Raw genomic sequence first — 18,411 nt, 5'->3', positions numbered from 1 at the left:
TTGATCATCCCGTGGTGGCAAGCTGGCTGACATGACATTCACTCCCCGCATGGTGGCCCTCGATATCGACGGGACCCTCGTGGATCATCAGGGGAAACTTCCGGACGTAGTCCGAGAGGCGGTCGCCAAGGTTGACGTTCCCGTCGTCCTGGCGACCGGGCGAGGGTTGTTCGGTACGGTTCCCATCCACAAGACTCTCGGACTACAAGGCGGACACGCGGTGGTATCTAATGGTGCCGTCACCGCAACAATGTCCCCACTCAAGGTTCAAACTGAGATCACCTTTGACCCGCGTCCAATCATTGACCACGTCATGGACGTCTATCCCCAGGCGCTCATCGCCGTCGAAGACGTTGGCGTCGGGTATCGACTCAACCAGCTCTTCCCAGTCGGGGAGTTGCAGGGCGAGCTCCACATCGAGACGATTGAAAAGTTGGCATCGCGGCCCGCCCCACGGGTCATCATCCGTGATCCGAACGGTTACGCCGGCTCCTTCCGCGATCTGGCATGCAGCCTCGACTTGCACAGCGTCTCCTATGTCATCGGCTGGTCAGCTTGGCTCGACATCACCCCTGAGGGCGTGACGAAGGCTTCCGCTCTCGACGACCTGTGCCGCCTCAAAGGGATCAACCCGAAAGACGTTCTGGCCATTGGTGACGGCTACAACGACATGGAGATGCTGCAGTGGGCTGGACGCGGTGTGGCCATCGGAGATGCCCCAGACTCAGTCAAAGCAGCAGCCGACAATGTCGCGCCATGCTTTGAGGACGGCGGCACCGCGGTTGAGTTGGGGCGGTGGTTTACCTGACATTTACACCAGTGCAACTTTGGGCGACCCATCGCGACGGCGCCAGTTGGACTCCGCTGGGGTGGCCCCCACTGTGCCAAAACATGCAAAGCACCACGAGCCCGCGCGGAAACAGCAACCCCAAGTCGACCTTCACTGCTCGACCCTATTACTACTCACCGACCAATGATATTGGGATCCAACACAACACCCGGTGGATAAATCATCCGACCAGGGTAGTCAAACGCACGCCTGCCTAGCGGGTAGTATACGAGTGCCGTAACGGCAAGGCCGACGATCCAAGAAATATCTGCACCGTCCATCGCTTGCGCTCCTGGCCCAACATAGAACGCTTGGGACATAAACGGGATTTGCACGGCGACACCGAGCAGATAGACAACCAGCGTCGACCAATGGAGTTTTCCATAGCGACCCTTCGAAGTATACAGTGCGGGAATATCGATATGGCGATGGGCTATGATGTAATAGTTTAAAAGATTGATCGCTGACCATGGCAAAAAGAACATCAGCAAAGTCAAAATGAAAGACTTGAAGACATCCAGGAAGTCCGATGATGCCGCGAGTGCCGTCAAAACCACCACAACATTGAAGCCAATTACAAATCCAGAACGAACCTTTGAAGAGACACTACTCCTACCAGTAAAACCCGAAATCCCAGTCGACAACGCCATGACACCGCCATATGCATTTAAGGTGTTGATGGTGAGCTTGCCAATCACAATAGAAATGAAAACTAAGATCGCCAGGACACGGTTTTGGGCAAGGTCTCCCATGAAGCCAACCTGGTCGCCGATGAAGGTCTCACCCCCGGCTGCAGCAATGAACACACCGAGTGTCATGGAAATCGTAGCCCCGAGCACTGATCCCGCAAACGGGCCCCACCAAGCACGTCCGAGTTTCGTATCTCGCGGGAGATACCTCGAATAGTCGCCAGCGTATGGCGCATAGGTTAGCTGCCATCCAGCAGCCAAGGAGGTCGACAGAAGGAAGGGGACAATCGAAAAGCGCGAATCGGCCAACTTCGGCCCAAACGATCCTACTTGGAACAAGCGAATCGCAACATAAATTAAACCAAGAAGACCGATAGTCGATGATACCTTACCTAGCTTATGGATCAGATCATATCCAAACATGGCAATAATCGCCGTCAGAGCAGCGAAAATTAAGATACCTATCCACCTAGAATGAACGCCAAGCGCATTGTTGACAGCCTGCCCAGCCAAGACCGTCCCTGTAGCAGCAAAACCGAAGTAGAGAAGCAGTGGCAACGCGGCTCCATGAACACCGAACTGCGCCCGAGAACTGATCATCTGAGGTAGTCCGAGCGCAGGACCTTGGGCTGAATGGAGCGCCATGATGGCGCCGCCGATGATCTGCCCGATGAAAAGGCCAATGATTGCCCATACCACATCGGCTCCGAAAACCACCGCCAACGCACCATTCACGACCGCCGTAATCTGCATATTGGCTCCGAACCACAAAGTGAACTGGCTCTTCGGTGTACCGTGTCTTTCACTATCGGGCACCATGTCAATTGTTCGTTTCTCAACGCCGCGGGTTGTCCGCGCCATGACTGAGGATGAGTTCCCCCCACAGGCTTCATCCCTACCGCTTTTTTGTGTAACCATCGCAATATCTCCCATCGGGTGCCGTCTATATCGCTCCACAGCCATCCGGAAAGGTCTGTCAACCTTCTCTGAATGAAATTCCCGCCGCACCTATGGGGTAGTGCCATTCCAGCGATCCTGGAGCAGCGACTGCCAGGCACGTGCCACATTCCAGACATGCTGCATACTCCACGGAAATCGTGCCGTCCGGCTCCTCTGAGTACACGTGTGCCGGGCACACCCGCACCAAAAGTTTCCCCGTCCCCGTTCTTCGTGCAATGTCTTGGTCGATATGGATGTGGGAGTTCTCCTCGTCCACGTCATAATGATTTCTTGCAAGACGCTCAGTCACGGATCCGAGCCCATCGCCTTCTGTCGCCATCATAATGCCCTCACTGCTCTAAGCCCGATCGAAATGAGCTGAGGAAAACTCAGCTTCGATGACTTCATCGCAGAGAGCATCGTTGGTAGAAGATGTTTTCGCGGCGTCATGTCAAGGTCATAAATACGATACAAAATATCCGCAGCGAGCCTGCCAATGTCTCCGTACATCTCTGGGGATTTCAAGAATATCGGAGCATTCCGGTACGTACTCATATCGCGACCAACGAAACTGTCGTTACAGTTGGAGACATAACCATCCAAGATTCCTCGCCCGACGTCTTGACTGCGTAGGGCCAAATCAACCACTTTCGCGGCTGCTAGCGCCGAACCTGTGGCCAGATCCATCCCTCGAACCGTGAATCCAGTGTTCAACGTGAAGCCGGCGGCGTCACCAATGACCAGGAGCCCGGGTCGAACCAAGTCGTGCTGCATTCTCACCCCGCCTTCGGCAATAAGATGGCAGCCGTACTCCATCAGCTCACCGCCAGCGAGGAAGGGCGCAATGGTCGGGTGGGTCAAGAAGTGATCGTGCAGCTGTGAACTCGAAGCACCGCTCCTTTCCAAATCATCCAACCGCAGAACGACTCCAGCCGAAACGCTGTCTATATTCGTGTACAGGAATCCCCCTCCAGCAACCCCCCTCGTGCAATCACCAACGACTGCATACGCGGCGCCTTCACCACCGTTGACTCGAAACCGCTCCTCGATAACACCGGCATCGAGGCCGATCACTGACTTCACGCCCACCGCGAGGTTGTCCTTGGGCTCTGGACCCCGAAGGCCTGCATCACGACTCAAGAATGAGTTCACGCCATCGGCAGCAATGACCACGCGTGAATACAGTTCTTCATCACCCGATCGGACCCCGACGAACTGCCCGTCACGCTCGATCAAGGAATCAACACGGACGCCCGGCATGACCGTTGCGCCAGCCTCTTCGCATTTCCCCGACAGCCACGGATCGAGCTTCGCTCGGAGGACCGTCACAGCGTTGACCGGGTCCGCGAGTCGTGCGTCGCGGTAATCAAGGGCGACAGATGAGTCTCCGTTCAAGAGCATCAGCTGGTTGCGTGTGATCTTGCGCTCGACCGGGGCATCCTGCAGAAAGTCTGGAAATATTTCTTGAAGAACTCGGCAATAGAGAACGCCCCCCGAGAGGTTCTTGCTCCCAGGCTCTTGGCCACGCTCGATGAGAAGCACGTCGTGCCCTGCCCTAGAAAGCTGATACGCCGCAACAGTACCCGCCACGCCACCACCGATGATGATGACGTCGAAGTCAGGCTCGACGCCTGGGACCTCCCACATCGGCTGCGGGACCGACTTGGCCGGTTTGAGGCTCGACTCACGCAGTATGTCTGCAATCCCATTCATCACGCCAACGCCTTCGTCAGCTCGGGAAGCACTTCATAGAGGTCCCCAACGATCCCATAATCAGCCTGTTCAAAAATCGGCGCACCTGGATCGGAATTGATGGCCACGACGATCTGCGAGCCATTCATTCCCACAACGTGCTGCAGCTGACCGGAAATCCCCACCGCAGCGTAGAGCTCAGGGGAAACCTGTGCCCCTGAGATTCCGACATAGAGTTCTCTCTCAAACCAGCCCAACCCCTCTGCCAGCGGCCGCGAGCAAGCTAGATCCGCACCAATCTGATCGGCGAAGTCGTGCGCAATCCGAAGGTCTGTCCTGTCACGGAAACCACGGCCGCAGGCCACGATACGTTTCGACGCAGTCAAGTTCACGGTCTGGCCGTCAGTTTTGTCCTCTGAGACGACGGTGACTCCATCTACGGTAGTGTTCACGTGAGTGCTCTCGGCACATACTCCCTCAGTCGGCGCGCCCGGTTCACAGACGAAAACCATTGGTGTGGAAAGCGAAAGCGTCAACTCCAGCACACCGCCAAATTGCAAGACTGTGGCCTTGTCGGGTTCCAGTCCTTGTAACCCACGAAAGATAGGAACATCAAGCTGGACGGCTACCGCTGCAGCCAAGACGCGGTCTACCGGCGACGTACCAGACAAGATCACATCACCAGGCTCCGCAGCAACCTGCTCCGCTGCCGATCCCGCCACTGCTTCAGCGGGCACCGAGGCTGGAACCTCAACCTCGACGACTCGATCGACACCCGAAAAATGCTCAGCGGTAACCCCAACCGCCACCACAACGACGCTGTCGCCTCTTTGTTCGGCCAACGCCAGCAACTGCGAAATGTTTGGCTGCGCGGTGACAATCCAACTTGTCGACATCTGGAAAGCTCCTTTATACCTTAATGATTTTCGTCAAATGACACACGCATCTCGGAGGGCGGAAACAAGCTGGCCAGCAGCATCATCCCCCGTGAAAACCCGGTGTTTCCGCCCCCTTACCGGTGCTGGCCCACGTGAAACGACATGCACGGTCGCCCGAGAGATGTCCAACTCGGAGCATTCCACGTCTTCCATTGGCTTCTTCGCCGCCTTGAGGATGTCTTTCATCCCAGGCGCTCTCGGAGTCGTCGCATCCGGCGTCACGGCAACAACCGCCGCACCGTCCGTACGAATGACGCGGCTGCCACCATCGTGGTTTTGAGTGATTTGCCAGCCTGCGTCACAAGGCTCGACGTGTGTGACTTCCAAAAAGGTGGGCCATCCGAGACGAGCCCCAACAAGCGCAGACATCAATTGGGCGCCCTCATCGACGGATGCGTCGCCAGCAACAACCAGCTCAACACCCTCAATACGTTGGGCCAAAGCCGCGAGCGCACTCGCAACCTGGACACTTGACCATTCACTGGTCTCATCGTCGCCCAAGGTCACGACTCGGTCCACGCCTCGAGCCAAGACACTTTTTTCTCCCTGGCAGCAGTCGCGGCGACCGTGCCAACGCTGACACCGACGACCTCATCCCCACAGGCATTACCCAACTCCCTAGCCACTTGAATCGCTGCAGGGTCATACTCACTGATCCCTAATTTCGCGCGGGACCAGTCTATTTTTCCATCCGCTCCAACACGTGAATCTTGAGGATTGGCAGCTACTTTATATGCAACGGCAATCGTCATTGCTTTTCCCTTCTGAAACAGCTGATCTCTTCGACTCAGAAACTTCGACTATTAATCAATTGCCGGACAGCAAACGGAGGTCCGCAAACTTTGCGAACGCAGCGCCGGCATCCAGCCATCACCTTTCGGTCATCCCCATTCCGCGGCGATGGTCTCCGCGGTCTGTTCCCCCAAACGCGGTGGCGGCGCCGAGGACACCTCCGCCTCGCCGGACCCGAAATCTACGGGGAACCGGATGTACGGCATCTTCCCAAGCCCCGGATGAGTGAAGTGGCCGAGTGAGTGGCGTGCAACCACGTGTTCGCTTTCAAGTGCATCTTCGAGGTTCCAAACGGGTGCAGCGGGTATACCGGCCTCCTCTGCTTTCCTCAGAAGTTCGGTGACAGTCATCGTCCGTGTCCACCCAGACACCAGTTTCGTGATTTCGTCTCTTCTGTCCGCACGATTCATGTCACCGAGATACGCCTCGTTAATGCCGAGGTCTGGTCGCTCCATGAGGTCGACCAAGCGCCCCCAAATTCGATCGTTTGCCACCGCTAAAGCAACTAGCCCATCCATAGCTGGATAGGTGTCAAACGGCACAGACACCGGATGACGATTGCCGATTCGCCCCGGCAGCTCGCCATCAGCAAGAAGAAGACTCAGATTGGTCACCTGCAACGCAATCAGGGAATCAAACATCGAGACATCGATAGTGCGGCCAGTCCCAGTACGCTCGCGCTCGTAAAGGGCAGCGCTGATCGCCCATCCGGCGAAAACGCCCGAAACGACATCGCCCAGCGATTCACCAACGCGTGTCGGTTGTCCTCCCTTCGGGCCCGTGGCGGCCATGATCCCGCTCATCGCCTGCACGATCAGGTCATATGCCGGGCGGTTTCGAAACGGCCCTTCCTGGCCGAACCCCGAAATACTGGCGTATACCACCCGCGGGTTGACCTCGTGCACGCTTTGAGCATCCACTCCCAAACGTTTCGTTACCCCCGGGCGGAAATTCTCTAGCACCACGTCCGCGTGTTCGACAAGTTTCATGAAACGTTCGTGGTCCTCGGGATTCTTGAAGTTCAGGACGATACTTCGCTTACCACGGTTCAACTCGGCAAAATACACGCTTTCATCGTCTTTGAATGGCCCTAAGTGACGCGCATCATCCCCGATCGGAGCTTCGACCTTGACGACATCTGCACCCAGATCCGAGAGGAATGCGCCGCAGTATGGACCTGCCAGAACACGCGAAAGATCCAGGACCCTGACTCCCCCAAGCACACCTTTAGACACGATCAAATACCCTTTCTTCCCCTCCAAACGAATGACGTCAGCGACACTTGCCGAAGGGTTGGCGCGCGATAACGATCCGCTGGATCTGATTCGTACCCTCGTATATCTGTGTGACCTTGGCGTCACGAAACATCCGCTCAACTGCGGACTCCTTCGAATAGCCGATACCACCGAGCAGTTGGACTGCGTCGGTACAGACCGACATCGCCGTATCCGAGGCGAAGCATTTGGCTGCCGCACCGAAATAGCTCACGTCATCGGTCTGGCGCCCGCTGCGGTCAGCTGCGGAGTACGTGAGCGCACGCGCCGCCTCTAACCGCATGGCCATGTCCGCGAGCATGAATTGAATTCCTTCAAAGTTGGACAGCGGCTGGCCAAATTGCCTACGCTTCTGAACGTAATCCGTGGCAGTGTCCAAGGCCCCTTGCGCAATCCCCACTGCCTGCGCTGCGATCGAGACACGTGAGTTGTCAAGCGTACCCAGGGCAACACTCAACCCGTGACCACGGCGGCCAATCACTCGCTCCTTGGGGATACGCGTATCTTTGAAAATGACTTCCCTAGTAACCGACCCCCGTATCCCCATCTTGTGTTCCGGGGCCCCATAACTGATGCCGGGATCGTCGGCGTGGACCATCAAGGCGCTGATCCTGTGACGTGAATCACTTGGGTCGGTAACCGCGAACACGACCAAGTACTTGGCCTCTCCAGCCTCCGTCACCCACGCCTTGACGCCATTCAGGACGAAACTGTCACCATCCTCGTCCGCTCGACACTTGAGAGCAGCTGGATCCGACCCTGCATCAGCTTCTGAAAGAGCATAGCCGAAAAGCGCCTTCCCCGATGCAACCTCGGAAAGGTAACGGCTTCTCTGCTCCTCACTACCGTATTTGAGAAGGGGAACGGCGCCAAGCTCATTGGAGGAGATAACGGTGGACGATGACGCACAAACTCGGGCGACTTCTTCCATGATTATTGCTGCAGCGATTTCATCCGAACCGTCGCCACCATATCGCTCCGGAATACCAGGCGCTGCAAATCCTGCCTCCACGAGGGAATCGTACTGCTGCTGAGCGAAAACACCTTTTTCATCAACCTCCGCCGCATTGGGCGCAAGCTTTGACTCAGCGAATTCGCGGACAAACTGCCGCAGCATCTCATGCTCATCCGACAGGTGATAACACATCGCAACCCCAATCATTGTCGATTACGCTTGTGGCCTCATTGACTTCAGCGTCCTATCTACGAGACCGGACGTTAGTTGGTGATTTTGGCGCAACGCAATGTGGACACGCCACTTGGTGTTTCATATGAGAAACAGCAGATACCGCATGTGAAACGACGGAATATCGTAGCCACTACTCACCAAAATTTCTCTTGGGTTCTCGCTTTATTCAAATCTTTTTAAGTCAATGCATATTCAGTCGACGCTGGATTACTTGCGCGGCTTTGAAGAGATGGTCGAGGAGGGCTTTCTCGAACCTTCTACTCTCTAGCGCCGTCTTGTACGTCGTGGCAATCGAAGCCACCGGATAACCTGACACATCCACAACCGGGACAGCCAAGGTCGACCATCCAACCGTCACAGAATCAATCTCGCGTGCCCATCCCCGCCGCCGTATTTCGGCAAGCATCATGTGCAGCTCTGCGGTCGAGGTTGGTGAGTTCGAATGACCGGCCGACAACTCAGCTGAACTCGGGTAAAGCGCATCTACTTGCGTCCATGATAGGCAAGACAACATCGACCTTCCGGTCGCGGTGATCTCAGCCGGAAGTCTGACCCCCACCTCGGTGATGAGCGATGGGGTATGAGTACTTCGCTGTTCCACAATGTATATGACGTCTGATCCTCGGAGCAGTGCAAGATGAGCGCTTGAATGGGTTTCGTCCACAAGACGGTCAATGACGGGGAGGCTCACCCGGCGTAACGGTTCCTGCCGCTCATAGGCAGCCGACAACTCGTATGCTGCCGGACCAAGTGAATATCTCCCCAATTCCGAATCATGGATGACGTACCCCTTAATCACCAGCGCAGCAAGAATCCTGTACGTCGTAGTTCTCGGAATCCCCAGTCGCCGAGCCAAAGTGCTTGCGTACTGTGGCTCAACGCAATTGGACAAAGCACCCAACACCTCGAGTGTCGTCAGTGCTGATCGACTAGGCTCCATTAATAGAGTCTAACTTTTCCAGGCCAACTTCGTTCTATCTTGGCATGACGACGTGTCATCGGCACCATTTGGCCGCTCGGTAGTATACCGTCCCTATGTACCCGGTTCGTGACCGCGCCCACGTCGGGACACCGAACCGCCGTCACCCGCACTTGAGCCCTTCTCCTCGCCCCGCGTGCGTAGCAGCAAGCACTGCCTTGGGGATCCGCACTCGTCCCCCAGGCCCATTGCAGCGATTCGTCCGGCTGCCCTAGCTTCCTGCAGTTTCGGCAACAGCTGGGCAGCGAGGGAGGCCGGGGAGATGGTGTTGACGTAAATCTTCGTGCCTCCTTCGAATCCGGCCAGGGTTGAGACGCGCAATTTGAGGATGATCCTCCACGGCACCGGAATCCCCGTACCCATCGGGCGGTAATGCCACTCCTCATTGGCGGGTACATCGTCGCTGACGGCTACATGCGCGGCGTGTAGGAGGTCTGAGACGGCGTCAATCCCCTCATCGTCGATCTGCCAGGGCTGATCGGCTCGGCTCGTCGACCACACCTCCACCGACGGGTAACGGTGCCCAAACCCAACTGTCATGACAGCCCCCTCATTGCGAGCCAGCACGAGACCATGCTCTACCGCGAAGTCAGGCCCCCATCGATTAAAAATGCCCGGGTCGAGGACAGCTTTCGGCAGCACCGACTCGTTATCGGCACCCACCTCGTCAATGGCCACCAACTGTTTATGCAAGTGGTCTAAGGAGGCCCCAGCCGGCTTGAGCCAGTTCTGGAAAACCACCACATACCGCACATGCTTGTTGTGTCGGTGAAGTTGAGCCATAGAGTCGACGGTCAGGGCCATGAAGGCTCGATGCTCATCGACAGTAAGACTCGCCGATCCGGCAATGTCGGCGGTCGTTGTGCCCTCATCGGTGTAGTGACGGCGGGCGACGACAACGTCATGCCCACCAGCGAAGAAAGCCGCAGAAGCCTCACGCAATTCCTGGGGCTTGAGGGTTTCAGCATGCTGCTCCGACCCCACCGCTTTGAACTTGGCGTTGAGAACCGACCTCACGTGGGCCTCCCCTGCCGGATTGGATCAGGTACTCCTCCTGCCAATCCCGCGACGCTCGAGGCAGGTCCATCCCCCAGTTGAGTTGCCAGTACTGCCACGACAGGATCTCGAAAAGGTTGGGGACGCGTCGAAACTCCGGGACAGTCGCATCGAGCTGGTCGGCCGGAACGTGACGAATGAGGTCATGACCGCGCACCAGACCGCCCTCGCGCTTCACCAGCCGGGTCTTCTCCGGCGGCGTCAACAAATGGTTATCAGGGCAGAACGTGCATGCAGCATGGCGATCGCGCTCGGTCAGGTTCTGAAGTTGCTCGGCTGGTCTACCCAGCGGGCGCGCCCCGCGACCCGGAACCGTCCACACTTTCGTCCCGGTGAACGGGTTGACCTGCTTAATCGTGCCGTCGGGCAACTCCCGATAATACGGATCGTCATTCATTTCGCAGGCTCGATGAACCCACGCCCACCCAGGTAAGGGCGCAGCGCCTTGGGCACCCGCACCGAGCCATCAGCCTGCTGGTGATTCTCCAGCAACATGATGATGATGCGAGTCATCGCACACAAGGTGCCATTGAGGGTGGCCAGGGGCTCGACGCCGTCGGGTCCGCGGTGGCGGATGGACAAGCGACGGGCCTGGAAGGTAGTGCAGTTCGACGTCGAAGTAATCTCGCGATAGCGGTTCTGGGTTGGCAGCCAGCCGTAGCAATCGTATTTGCGAGCAGCCGACAGGCCCAGGTCCCCGGAGGCAACATCAAGCACCTGGAATGGGATTTCTAGCGCCGTGATGAAGTCCTTCTCAAAGCTAAGTAACTTCTCGTGCCAAGCCTCAGCCTCCTCTGGGAGGCAATAAACGAACATCTCGACCTTGTCGAACCAGTGGACGCGGAAGATACCGCGGGTGTCCTTGCCGTACGAGCCGGCCTCGCGTCGGTAACACGGAGAGAAGGCTACGTAACGCTTAGGCAGTTCGGCGTCGTCAAGAATCTCCTCGGAATGGAAAGCCGCTAGAGCCACCTCGGAGGTTCCAACGAGGTACTGATCATCCTTGGGCAGGTAGTAAACGTCGTCGGCAGCTTGGCCGAGGAACCCGGTGCCCTCCATGGCCGACGGCTTGACTAGGGCCGGCGGGATCATTGGAGTGAATCCCCACTGAGCCGCTTTGGACATCGCCAGGTTGAGCAGGGCCAATTCCAACTGGGCACCAACGCCGGTAAGAACGTAGAAACGGGATCCAGAAATCTTCGTGCCACGCTCCATGTCGATAGCCCCGAGGGCTTCACCGATCTCAAGATGATCCTTGGGTTTAAATCCTTCAGCGGCAAAGTCACGCGGGGTTCCAATGGTCTCCTTGATGGCGCCCTCATCTTCGCCACCAGCAGGGACCCCGTCGATGACGATATTGCCAAGGGTCTTGGCGAGTTCGGTGAACTTGGCGTCAGCCTCGTCTGCGGCCTTTTTGAGGTCAGCGACTTCACCAGAGATTGTTTTGGTACGGGTCAGCAGCTCCGCCTTCTCGTCACCAGATGCCTTGGCGATCCGCTTGCCGAGTCCCTTCTGTTCTGCGCGCAGGTTCTCATGGGCGGCAATAGCCTCACGACGAGCCTCATCTGCGGCGACGACATTGTCCACGATCGAGGGGTCCTCGCCGCGGGCGACCTGGGAGCGGCGAACGGTGTCCGGATCCGTTCGCAGGAGCTTGGGATCGATCATGTGCCCGATTCTACCGGGCTGAGGGCATCAGGACGCACATATGGGTGAGGCCCGGGCTGTCAGGCCCAAACCTCACTCGTAGTCAGTGCATCACTTGGTGTGCTTGGTGTTATCGATGTCGATCTGCTCCTTGGCAACCTTGCCGGACACGGTCTCGGTGTCCTGCACGGCTTCCTTGCCAATCTTGATCTTCTCAACACCGACGGTCTCCTTATTGACGACCGGGCGCTCCTCGTGAGTCACGATGTCCTGGGTTCCCTCAGAGAGCTTGACGTCGTCAGCAGCAACCTTCTCGTCAAGGGGAACGCGCTCGACGTGGATCTCCTCACGCTCAACCGGAACCTCAACGGTCTCAGTGTCGTGAACAACGTGCTTGCGGATACGCACGCGACCGGTCTCGACCCGTTCCTTACCCACGTTAAGGCGCTCCTCATGGCGGACTACGGAACCGTCCTCGGCGACCGGAAGCTTTTGGCCGACCGTGGTCTGAGACTTAGTGTCAGTAACCTTCTTGCTGTCGGCGGCCTGCTGGCCAGCCACTCCGCCAGCAACACCCCGCTCGACGTTCTTATCGGTGGTCTTCGTGTCCGAAGCGAAGGCGTCGGAATAGTAACGGTACAGCTCATCGGTCTCGTCCTCAGAGAGGTGGCCGTCGGGGTCAACGCTCGGAGCGTCCTTCACCTTATCCTTAGTGTAGGGGGTGCGAACCTGGTCGCTCGAGGTTTCCAAGCCCTTAAAGGGGACGAAGGTCTCATTGCGCCCGAAAAGGCCGGTCTTGACAGTCACCCATGCCGGCTGACCCGAGGCATCATCGAGGTAAACCTGACCGATCTCGCCAATCTTGTTACCAGACTGGTCAACAACGGTGCGGTCGTAAAGAGCGTCAATATTAGCGTTCGTAGGCATCTTGTCGGTTGGCATTCTTGGTTCCTTTCGTTTTGATTTCTATCAAATCCCGTCGGGAGTACCGAGCGGGCTTGGTTGATGCCTTCAACGATACGAGCCAGGAGGTCACACACAAATCACCCTAAAGGCGGGATTTCATTGAATTTTTGAAAACTCTTATTTAGACAACCTAACTATGCTACAATTCGCCGTTGCCGGAACGGTAAAGGCGTCGTCATTTTCCCGTGACCCGCGCAAACCACTCTTCTGCTGCGGTATAGTCCTCGTCACTGAAGCCACGGACCACCTCGGGACCCTCTGACGAAGAAAAACCCCTTGCGAAGCCGTTCGGATAGGACCCAAGAAAGATCACCTTCCGGCTGATTCGATACAACCCTTTGAGCGCGGCAGCCATCCTCTCATCCTTGACGTGCCCGATGGCATCGATAGAGAAGCAGTACTCACCAAGGCGGTCCTTCGTGGGACGGGATTCAATTCTCGATAAATTAATTTTGCGGAAAGAGAACTGTTGCAAGATTTCCAGCAAGGAGCCCGGATGATCGCTCGAAGGAACGACGACAGCAGTCGCTCGATCATCGCCAGTTCGTGCCACCATCTGACCACTTCTTGCGACCAGAATGAATCGTGTTACAGCATCAGGATTATCGGCAATTCCCTGTGCTATAGCTGTGAGTCCGTACATCATTCCCGCAACCTCTGCGCATACTGCGGCGTCGAATCGTGAGCGTGGGTCCGACACCTCTTTGGCAGCCGCGGCCGTCGAACCGCCCTGGGTGATCTCGGCATGGGGTGGAAGGTTGGCAGCCAGCCAATTTCGACACTGATTCGCGGCATGAGGATGAGTTAAGACGTGACGAACCGACGACAGACTCGTCCCTGAGCGCACGTACAAGATTGAACTGCACCGCCATGACCACCTCACGGATGACCTGCACAGTCCATCAAGCGCAGCGAGGGTATCGAGAGTGGCCGCAGCTCCGTCAAGCGGGCATTTTTCGCACTCGCTCGAGTAAATGGACACCATTCCACGCCGGGTCATCTGGACTCGTCCACTGTGGAGCTGGACGCTCAAGAGCGTCGGAAAGCAGGGCAAGATACTCAGCGCGATCCACCTCAATGACGCCAAGACTGGCCAGGTGTGGAGTGCTCCATTGCACGTCAAGGAGCCCAGGACCGAGTTCGCAGACCAACCTCATCAGAGCTGTCTTGGAAGCATCACGGCCATACTCCGGATCGTGGAACATGGACTCTCCGCTGAAAAATCCCCCAACACTGACGCCATAGAGACCTCCTACCAAACGGCCCTGCGCGTCCCACGTCTCGACTGAATGAGCCCACCCGCGACCATGGAGGTACCCGTAGGCTTCCATGACCCGGTCGTCAATCCAGGCATAGGGGCGGGTCGGGTCCGCGCACCGTGTGATGACCTCATCGAAGGCGCGGTCGACGGTCGTCGTCTGGTGTTTGGTCGTCTTGCGCAGGCTGCGAGCGACCTTGAGTTGACCAGGCAGCAAGATACCGCGGCGCATGGGAGACCACCATGCCGCCGCACCCTGGAGTTCCTGCGACACCTCTTCGTCGGCAATGGGCATGGGGAAGACACCTTCGTGTAAGGCCGCCAACACGAGGTGTGGGCTGAGCGCTCCCGTGATCGCGATGAGATCGTCGTCGGGCCATTGATCCGGGTCTCCGAAGAGTTCTGGAACCGTCACTGACCTGGCCTCCTGACATCGCTGCCGGTCTATTGTCCACCCGGAGGCAACACATCAAAATCTGGTACGGCGATCCTCTAATGCCTCACCTAACTCCCACACCCGCAGAGCACCACTGTGTTGCCTGACGATTTTTGTCAGCTGATGCCAGGGCCAGGCACTTCAGTGCTCTTACCCCGGCTGTGCTGATACTTTTCACACCACACGTCGGCGTGGCGTCATTGTCTCGGTAGGTGTCATTGACGCCTCATGAGGAATGGTGGACCGGGTGCTGTCGACGGTCTCGATGACCAGGGTTGTCGCCGCGCCGCCCGGGTGGGTGATGTGCCCATCGCCAGGATGAGCACGAATACGACGACCGTCCACGCCCGCTCTGATGATCGCCTCTGCGGCGTTGATGACCTTCACCGGAGGTCCTGACCGGTCGTGGTGTTGCATGTAGGTGGGGCCGGATGGTCCTCGATCCCGTCCTGCACTTGGTGCGCCACGATCACGGCGAAGACGTAGCGGCCCGTATCGCCCATCGCACGGTCGTGCCTCCTCATCGGGTCGGCAGCCAGGCCCCGGTACATTAAGCCATCGGCAACTCCAACCACTCACCGTTTCTCAGAACTCACCGCGTGGATCATCAGCCACCTGGACCAACCGCTCGCTGTAACCGACCTGGCGAGGCAGACGCACCTGTCCAAGCAGCACCGCATCCAACGTTTCGTACCCGAAACCGGCCAGAGCCCCTTGAAGTGGACCCTCCATCAACGCATCTTCACGGCCCGACGGCTGCTAAAAATTAGCGTCCTCTCCATCGATGTCACCGCACAACGAACCGGACGGAGGATCGCCTTCACCCTGCGGCGACGCATGCGGCGTGAGAGTGGGTCACGCCCACCACCTACCGCCACACGCTCCGAGCGACCCCTGCACATTTTTGACCGAACGACCAACGCCTCGGGCACCATAATGCCTGGCCCCTAGGTGAGGTGGCGATTTTGGTTCCCAACGCCCCTGGGGCCTGTTGGGCTCAGGTGATCGTGCTAGAGAACAACATCAGTCGAAATTACACCGATGTGAGTTGTCCCCAGTTGGTGGATAACCCTGTGGATAACTCTTGAGGATACTCGCTGCGGATCCTCACGTATCCACTGCTCACCCATTTAAAAACGTAACCGTTTCATAATTGCTGTAGCCTGGCCACATGGCCAAAACCCAATGTCTCGCACGAGTCCGCGAGGTCCGCCATGACATCCCTAACGTTATTTCGATCGATTTCGAACGGTGTGCCATGCCGCCCATCACCTCGGTCGATGACCACACCAAAATCGTCCTGCCATCTGACGGCTCTGACCTGCGCCAACCTGTCAGTGACGACGCGGCACAGCCACTTCTACGCACGTACACCCGACGCAGGTGGTTCAAGGACGGATCGTGGGGCATAGACGTCCTGGAGTTTGGCCCTGAGCCCGGGGGCGAAGCCCATCATGGGCCCGGTGCCCGGTGGTCCCAGGCCGTCCAGCCCGGAGACCAGGTCACTGTTCGTGGACCGGGCGGTCACTGGCAGATGCCCGGCGATATCTCCCACCTGCTCGCCGTCGCCGACGCAGTGGCCCTCCCTGCGGTTGCGAACGCCCTCGCCGCCCTACCGACATCGGCTCAAGCGACCATTATTCGCGTCGATGGCCACCATAGTTACCCGCTCACCCTCACCGACCGCGTCACCGTCGTAGCAGCTCCCCGCGACCCCGAAAGGATCGTCGCTACTGTCCGGGACCTAGACCTGCCCCATAACACCCACGCCTTCGTCCACGGAGAGGCCGCCATGGTTCGTCCGATGCGCCGTCATCTCCGGCTTGAACGCGGTATACCCAAGGACCGGGTGCACCTGTCGGCCTACTGGTTCGCTGGTCGTGACGCTGACGGTTGGCGCGCCATGAAGCAGGACTTCAACCGCTCAATGGAAGCCGAGTCAGGAGACTAGGCAATCCTTCGGGGAATTCGTCTCCCCGTCCAACCCCGGCCTGGCATATGGAGGCTGGCTCTGTTAGGTCAGGCGGTGACGACGTTGGTCAGGATGAGACCAATCATGACGAGCCCCACGATGACGCGGTACCAAATGAATCCAGTGAACTTATTCGACGAGACGAACTTCAGCAGCCACGCGATGGAGACGTAAGCCACGACGAGGGAGACCACGGTCGCCAGGATCGTCGGTCCCCAACCGATCGCGGCAGCACCACCTCGGGCAATAGAAATGTCACCGGCGGCAGAGACCGTCTCGTAAATCCCGGCCGCAACCAGCACCGGGATGCCCATGAAGAATGAGAGTCGGGTCGCCGTGGCACGGTCAAACTTGCGAAACAAACCGGCAGAAATCGTCGCACCCGAGCGAGAGATGCCGGGGAACAGCGGAGCCAAGGCCTGAAAACACCCGATCACAATGGCATCGACGATGCCAACCTCTTTCATCCCCCTGTTGAGGCCCGATTGACGATCACCCAGCCACATCACACCACTCCAGAGGATGAGGGCAATGGCGACTACCCACAGAGAGCTTAACGTGTTCTCGATTGCGTCTTTGAATACCAGCCCCACGACGCCCACCGGAATTGAGCCCAGGATGATGCCCCAACCGAGGATGTAATCCGGGTCGTCACGGTCTTCCCTATGGACTAGACCTTTACACCATGTGACGACGATGCGCACGATGTCAGACCAGAAATAGAGGATGGCGGCAATGATCGCACCGACCTGGATGATCGCGGTGAAGGCAGTGATCCCTGCGCCCTGGATGTCGTACCCCAGCAGTTTCTCCACGATGCGCAGATGCCCGGTGCTGGAAACAGGCAGGAACTCAGTGATTCCCTCGACTATGCCGAGGATGACGGCGTGCAGCCAGTTCACGGATAAAAGCCTCTCGATTGGGGGACCGTGCGGATGCGAGGGTCAATGCATCCAGGCTCACACATTAGACGTTGACAGCGACAATTCTCGCGTCCCAGCCTCACATTGATGACCGTGGTCAGGGCCGGGTTCCCCCAGCTACGACCACGGTCGTTATGTGCATCGCCCCCTCACAGCGGCGGCCATCGCGGAAGCGCACATCGTTCGGGAGCGACGGGTTTAGTCACTCTGGGTTTTCGGTGGACTCTACGTTGCGGGAACCAAGCTCGGCGTCTAGCCGGAGTAGGCCAGGGCCATCGTCACCAATGAGCTCAATGCGACCGACAATTTCGCCAACGGTCGATTCTTCCTCGATTTGCTCATTGATGAACCATTGCAACAGCGGAATAGCGTCAATATCTCCAGTCGAGGTGCAGGCACGGTAGAGTTCGCGGATGGCCTCGGACACCTTTTCCTCGTGAGCCAGTGCAGCCTGGAAAATCTCGAGCGGGGAGAGACCGGCTTCAAGTTCAGGTGCCTCGGTGGTACCGATACGTGGATGGCTACCGCGATCGAGGGCATGGTCGATGAACTTGTTGGCGTGAAGGATCTCCTCGTCGGCTTGATGACGTAGCCACGCAGCCATTCCGGAAAGATTCTGTGCGTCGGCCTCGATAGCCAACTGACGGTAGGTCATGTCGGCGGTGAACTCGAGGGTGATCTGATCGTTGAAAGCTTTGAGGATGTCATCGGACATTTTCATGTCTCGATGCTATGTGGCTAGTTCAAGGGCCGGTCAGTGGTCCGGGCATGCGTGTCGAAATGTCACCTCAGGGCGCGCGGCATCATCTTCATAACCTTTGTTTCCTCGAAG

Annotated in this window: 17 protein-coding genes and 5 pseudogenes; 3 read left to right on the top strand and 19 right to left on the bottom strand. The window is 57.7% G+C overall.

Annotation, left to right across the window (positions count from 1 at the left end; genetic code table 11):
- The first annotated feature begins 49 nt into the window (after nucleotides 1-49).
- Entirely contained in the window at nucleotides 50-808 is a 759-nt protein-coding gene (locus F1563_RS08475) for an HAD family hydrolase (protein ID WP_002528239.1), read from the top strand.
- Nucleotides 809-963: 155 nt separating this feature from the next.
- Here the strand turns inward: F1563_RS08475 and F1563_RS08470 are convergent, their stop codons facing one another.
- From F1563_RS08470 to F1563_RS13630, 17 genes and pseudogenes are all read right to left on the bottom strand, one after another.
- Nucleotides 964-2,436 carry a purine-cytosine permease family protein gene (locus F1563_RS08470; protein ID WP_007434214.1) on the bottom strand — a complete coding sequence of 491 codons (1,473 nt, stop codon included), beginning with the start codon at nucleotides 2,434-2,436 and terminating at the stop codon, nucleotides 964-966.
- Between the two features lie 58 nt (nucleotides 2,437-2,494).
- On the bottom strand, nucleotides 2,495-2,800 hold the full coding sequence (locus tag F1563_RS08465; protein ID WP_002533827.1) for a ferredoxin family protein: 306 nt from the start codon (nucleotides 2,798-2,800) through the stop codon (nucleotides 2,495-2,497).
- Nucleotides 2,797-4,170 (bottom strand): FAD-dependent oxidoreductase, encoded by a 1,374-nt coding sequence (locus F1563_RS08460; RefSeq protein WP_002528242.1) that lies wholly within the window; start codon nucleotides 4,168-4,170, stop codon nucleotides 2,797-2,799. The genes F1563_RS08465 and F1563_RS08460 overlap by 4 nt, the downstream gene beginning before the upstream one ends.
- Nucleotides 4,170-5,000 carry an electron transfer flavoprotein subunit alpha/FixB family protein gene (locus F1563_RS08455; RefSeq protein WP_172623677.1) on the bottom strand — a complete coding sequence of 277 codons (831 nt, stop codon included), beginning with the start codon at nucleotides 4,998-5,000 and terminating at the stop codon, nucleotides 4,170-4,172. Before F1563_RS08455 ends, F1563_RS08460 begins: the two co-directional genes overlap by 1 nt.
- A 78-nt stretch (nucleotides 5,001-5,078) precedes the next feature.
- A pseudogene (locus F1563_RS08450) lies at nucleotides 5,079-5,839 on the bottom strand (electron transfer flavoprotein subunit beta/FixA family protein).
- A 129-nt stretch (nucleotides 5,840-5,968) separates the two neighbouring features.
- Nucleotides 5,969-7,114 carry a CaiB/BaiF CoA transferase family protein gene (locus tag F1563_RS08445; RefSeq protein WP_172623676.1) on the bottom strand — a complete coding sequence of 382 codons (1,146 nt, stop codon included), beginning with the start codon at nucleotides 7,112-7,114 and terminating at the stop codon, nucleotides 5,969-5,971.
- A 37-nt stretch (nucleotides 7,115-7,151) separates the two neighbouring features.
- Nucleotides 7,152-8,300, bottom strand: coding sequence for an acyl-CoA dehydrogenase family protein (locus F1563_RS08440; protein WP_172623675.1), 1,149 nt, complete (start codon nucleotides 8,298-8,300; stop codon nucleotides 7,152-7,154).
- A 223-nt stretch (nucleotides 8,301-8,523) separates the two neighbouring features.
- The gene (locus F1563_RS08435; RefSeq protein WP_002546597.1) at nucleotides 8,524-9,282 is read right to left on the bottom strand and encodes an IclR family transcriptional regulator; all 759 of its coding nucleotides are present in this window, start codon (nucleotides 9,280-9,282) and stop codon (nucleotides 8,524-8,526) included.
- Between the two features lie 186 nt (nucleotides 9,283-9,468).
- Nucleotides 9,469-10,305, bottom strand: a pseudogene (locus F1563_RS14635) (DUF4921 family protein); the annotation flags it as partial.
- Entirely contained in the window at nucleotides 10,283-10,774 is a 492-nt protein-coding gene (locus tag F1563_RS14630) for a DUF4921 family protein (protein ID WP_002528249.1), read from the bottom strand. The gene F1563_RS14630 and the pseudogene F1563_RS14635, both read right to left, overlap by 23 nt.
- Entirely contained in the window at nucleotides 10,771-12,045 is a 1,275-nt protein-coding gene (gene serS, locus F1563_RS08425; protein WP_002528250.1) for a serine--tRNA ligase, read from the bottom strand. The genes F1563_RS14630 and serS overlap by 4 nt, the downstream gene beginning before the upstream one ends.
- Before the next feature lie 90 nt (nucleotides 12,046-12,135).
- Nucleotides 12,136-12,966 carry a DUF2382 domain-containing protein gene (locus F1563_RS08420; RefSeq protein ID WP_002528251.1) on the bottom strand — a complete coding sequence of 277 codons (831 nt, stop codon included), beginning with the start codon at nucleotides 12,964-12,966 and terminating at the stop codon, nucleotides 12,136-12,138.
- 251 nt (nucleotides 12,967-13,217) lie between these two features.
- Nucleotides 13,218-13,477: pseudogene (locus tag F1563_RS14990) on the bottom strand (prephenate dehydratase).
- Between the two features lie 135 nt (nucleotides 13,478-13,612).
- Nucleotides 13,613-13,975, bottom strand: a pseudogene (locus tag F1563_RS14985) (prephenate dehydratase domain-containing protein); the annotation flags it as partial.
- A complete protein-coding gene (aat, locus tag F1563_RS08410; RefSeq protein ID WP_002528253.1) occupies nucleotides 13,932-14,663 on the bottom strand; it encodes a leucyl/phenylalanyl-tRNA--protein transferase in 732 nt (243 codons plus the stop codon). The pseudogene F1563_RS14985 and the gene aat, both read right to left, overlap by 44 nt.
- Before the next feature lie 195 nt (nucleotides 14,664-14,858).
- Nucleotides 14,859-15,071, bottom strand: a complete 213-nt coding sequence (locus tag F1563_RS08405) for a hypothetical protein (protein ID WP_002528254.1) — start codon at nucleotides 15,069-15,071, stop codon at nucleotides 14,859-14,861.
- A 198-nt stretch (nucleotides 15,072-15,269) separates the two neighbouring features.
- Nucleotides 15,270-15,416, bottom strand: a complete 147-nt coding sequence (locus F1563_RS13630; RefSeq protein WP_002528256.1) for a hypothetical protein — start codon at nucleotides 15,414-15,416, stop codon at nucleotides 15,270-15,272.
- 439 nt (nucleotides 15,417-15,855) lie between these two features.
- On the opposite strand from F1563_RS13630, the pseudogene F1563_RS14240 reads away from it, so the two are divergent.
- Together F1563_RS14240 and F1563_RS14235 are read left to right on the top strand one after the other, a co-directional pair.
- A pseudogene (locus F1563_RS14240) lies at nucleotides 15,856-16,152 on the top strand (siderophore-interacting protein); the annotation flags it as partial.
- 66 nt (nucleotides 16,153-16,218) lie between these two features.
- Nucleotides 16,219-16,635, top strand: coding sequence for a siderophore-interacting protein (locus tag F1563_RS14235; protein WP_208542636.1), 417 nt, complete (start codon nucleotides 16,219-16,221; stop codon nucleotides 16,633-16,635).
- A 68-nt stretch (nucleotides 16,636-16,703) separates the two neighbouring features.
- On the opposite strand, the gene F1563_RS08390 is transcribed toward F1563_RS14235, so the two are convergent.
- Together F1563_RS08390 and F1563_RS08385 are read right to left on the bottom strand one after the other, a co-directional pair.
- A complete protein-coding gene (locus F1563_RS08390) occupies nucleotides 16,704-17,558 on the bottom strand; it encodes an undecaprenyl-diphosphate phosphatase (protein ID WP_002528259.1) in 855 nt (284 codons plus the stop codon).
- Between the two features lie 223 nt (nucleotides 17,559-17,781).
- Nucleotides 17,782-18,300 carry a ferritin gene (locus F1563_RS08385; RefSeq protein ID WP_002528260.1) on the bottom strand — a complete coding sequence of 173 codons (519 nt, stop codon included), beginning with the start codon at nucleotides 18,298-18,300 and terminating at the stop codon, nucleotides 17,782-17,784.
- Nucleotides 18,301-18,411: the final 111 nt, after the last annotated feature.

The organism is Cutibacterium modestum, assembly GCF_008326345.1.
GTDB lineage: Bacteria > Actinomycetota > Actinomycetes > Propionibacteriales > Propionibacteriaceae > Cutibacterium > Cutibacterium modestum.
Note: the sequence above shows the minus strand (reverse complement) of the source record. Positions and strands in the feature narration are given on the sequence as shown.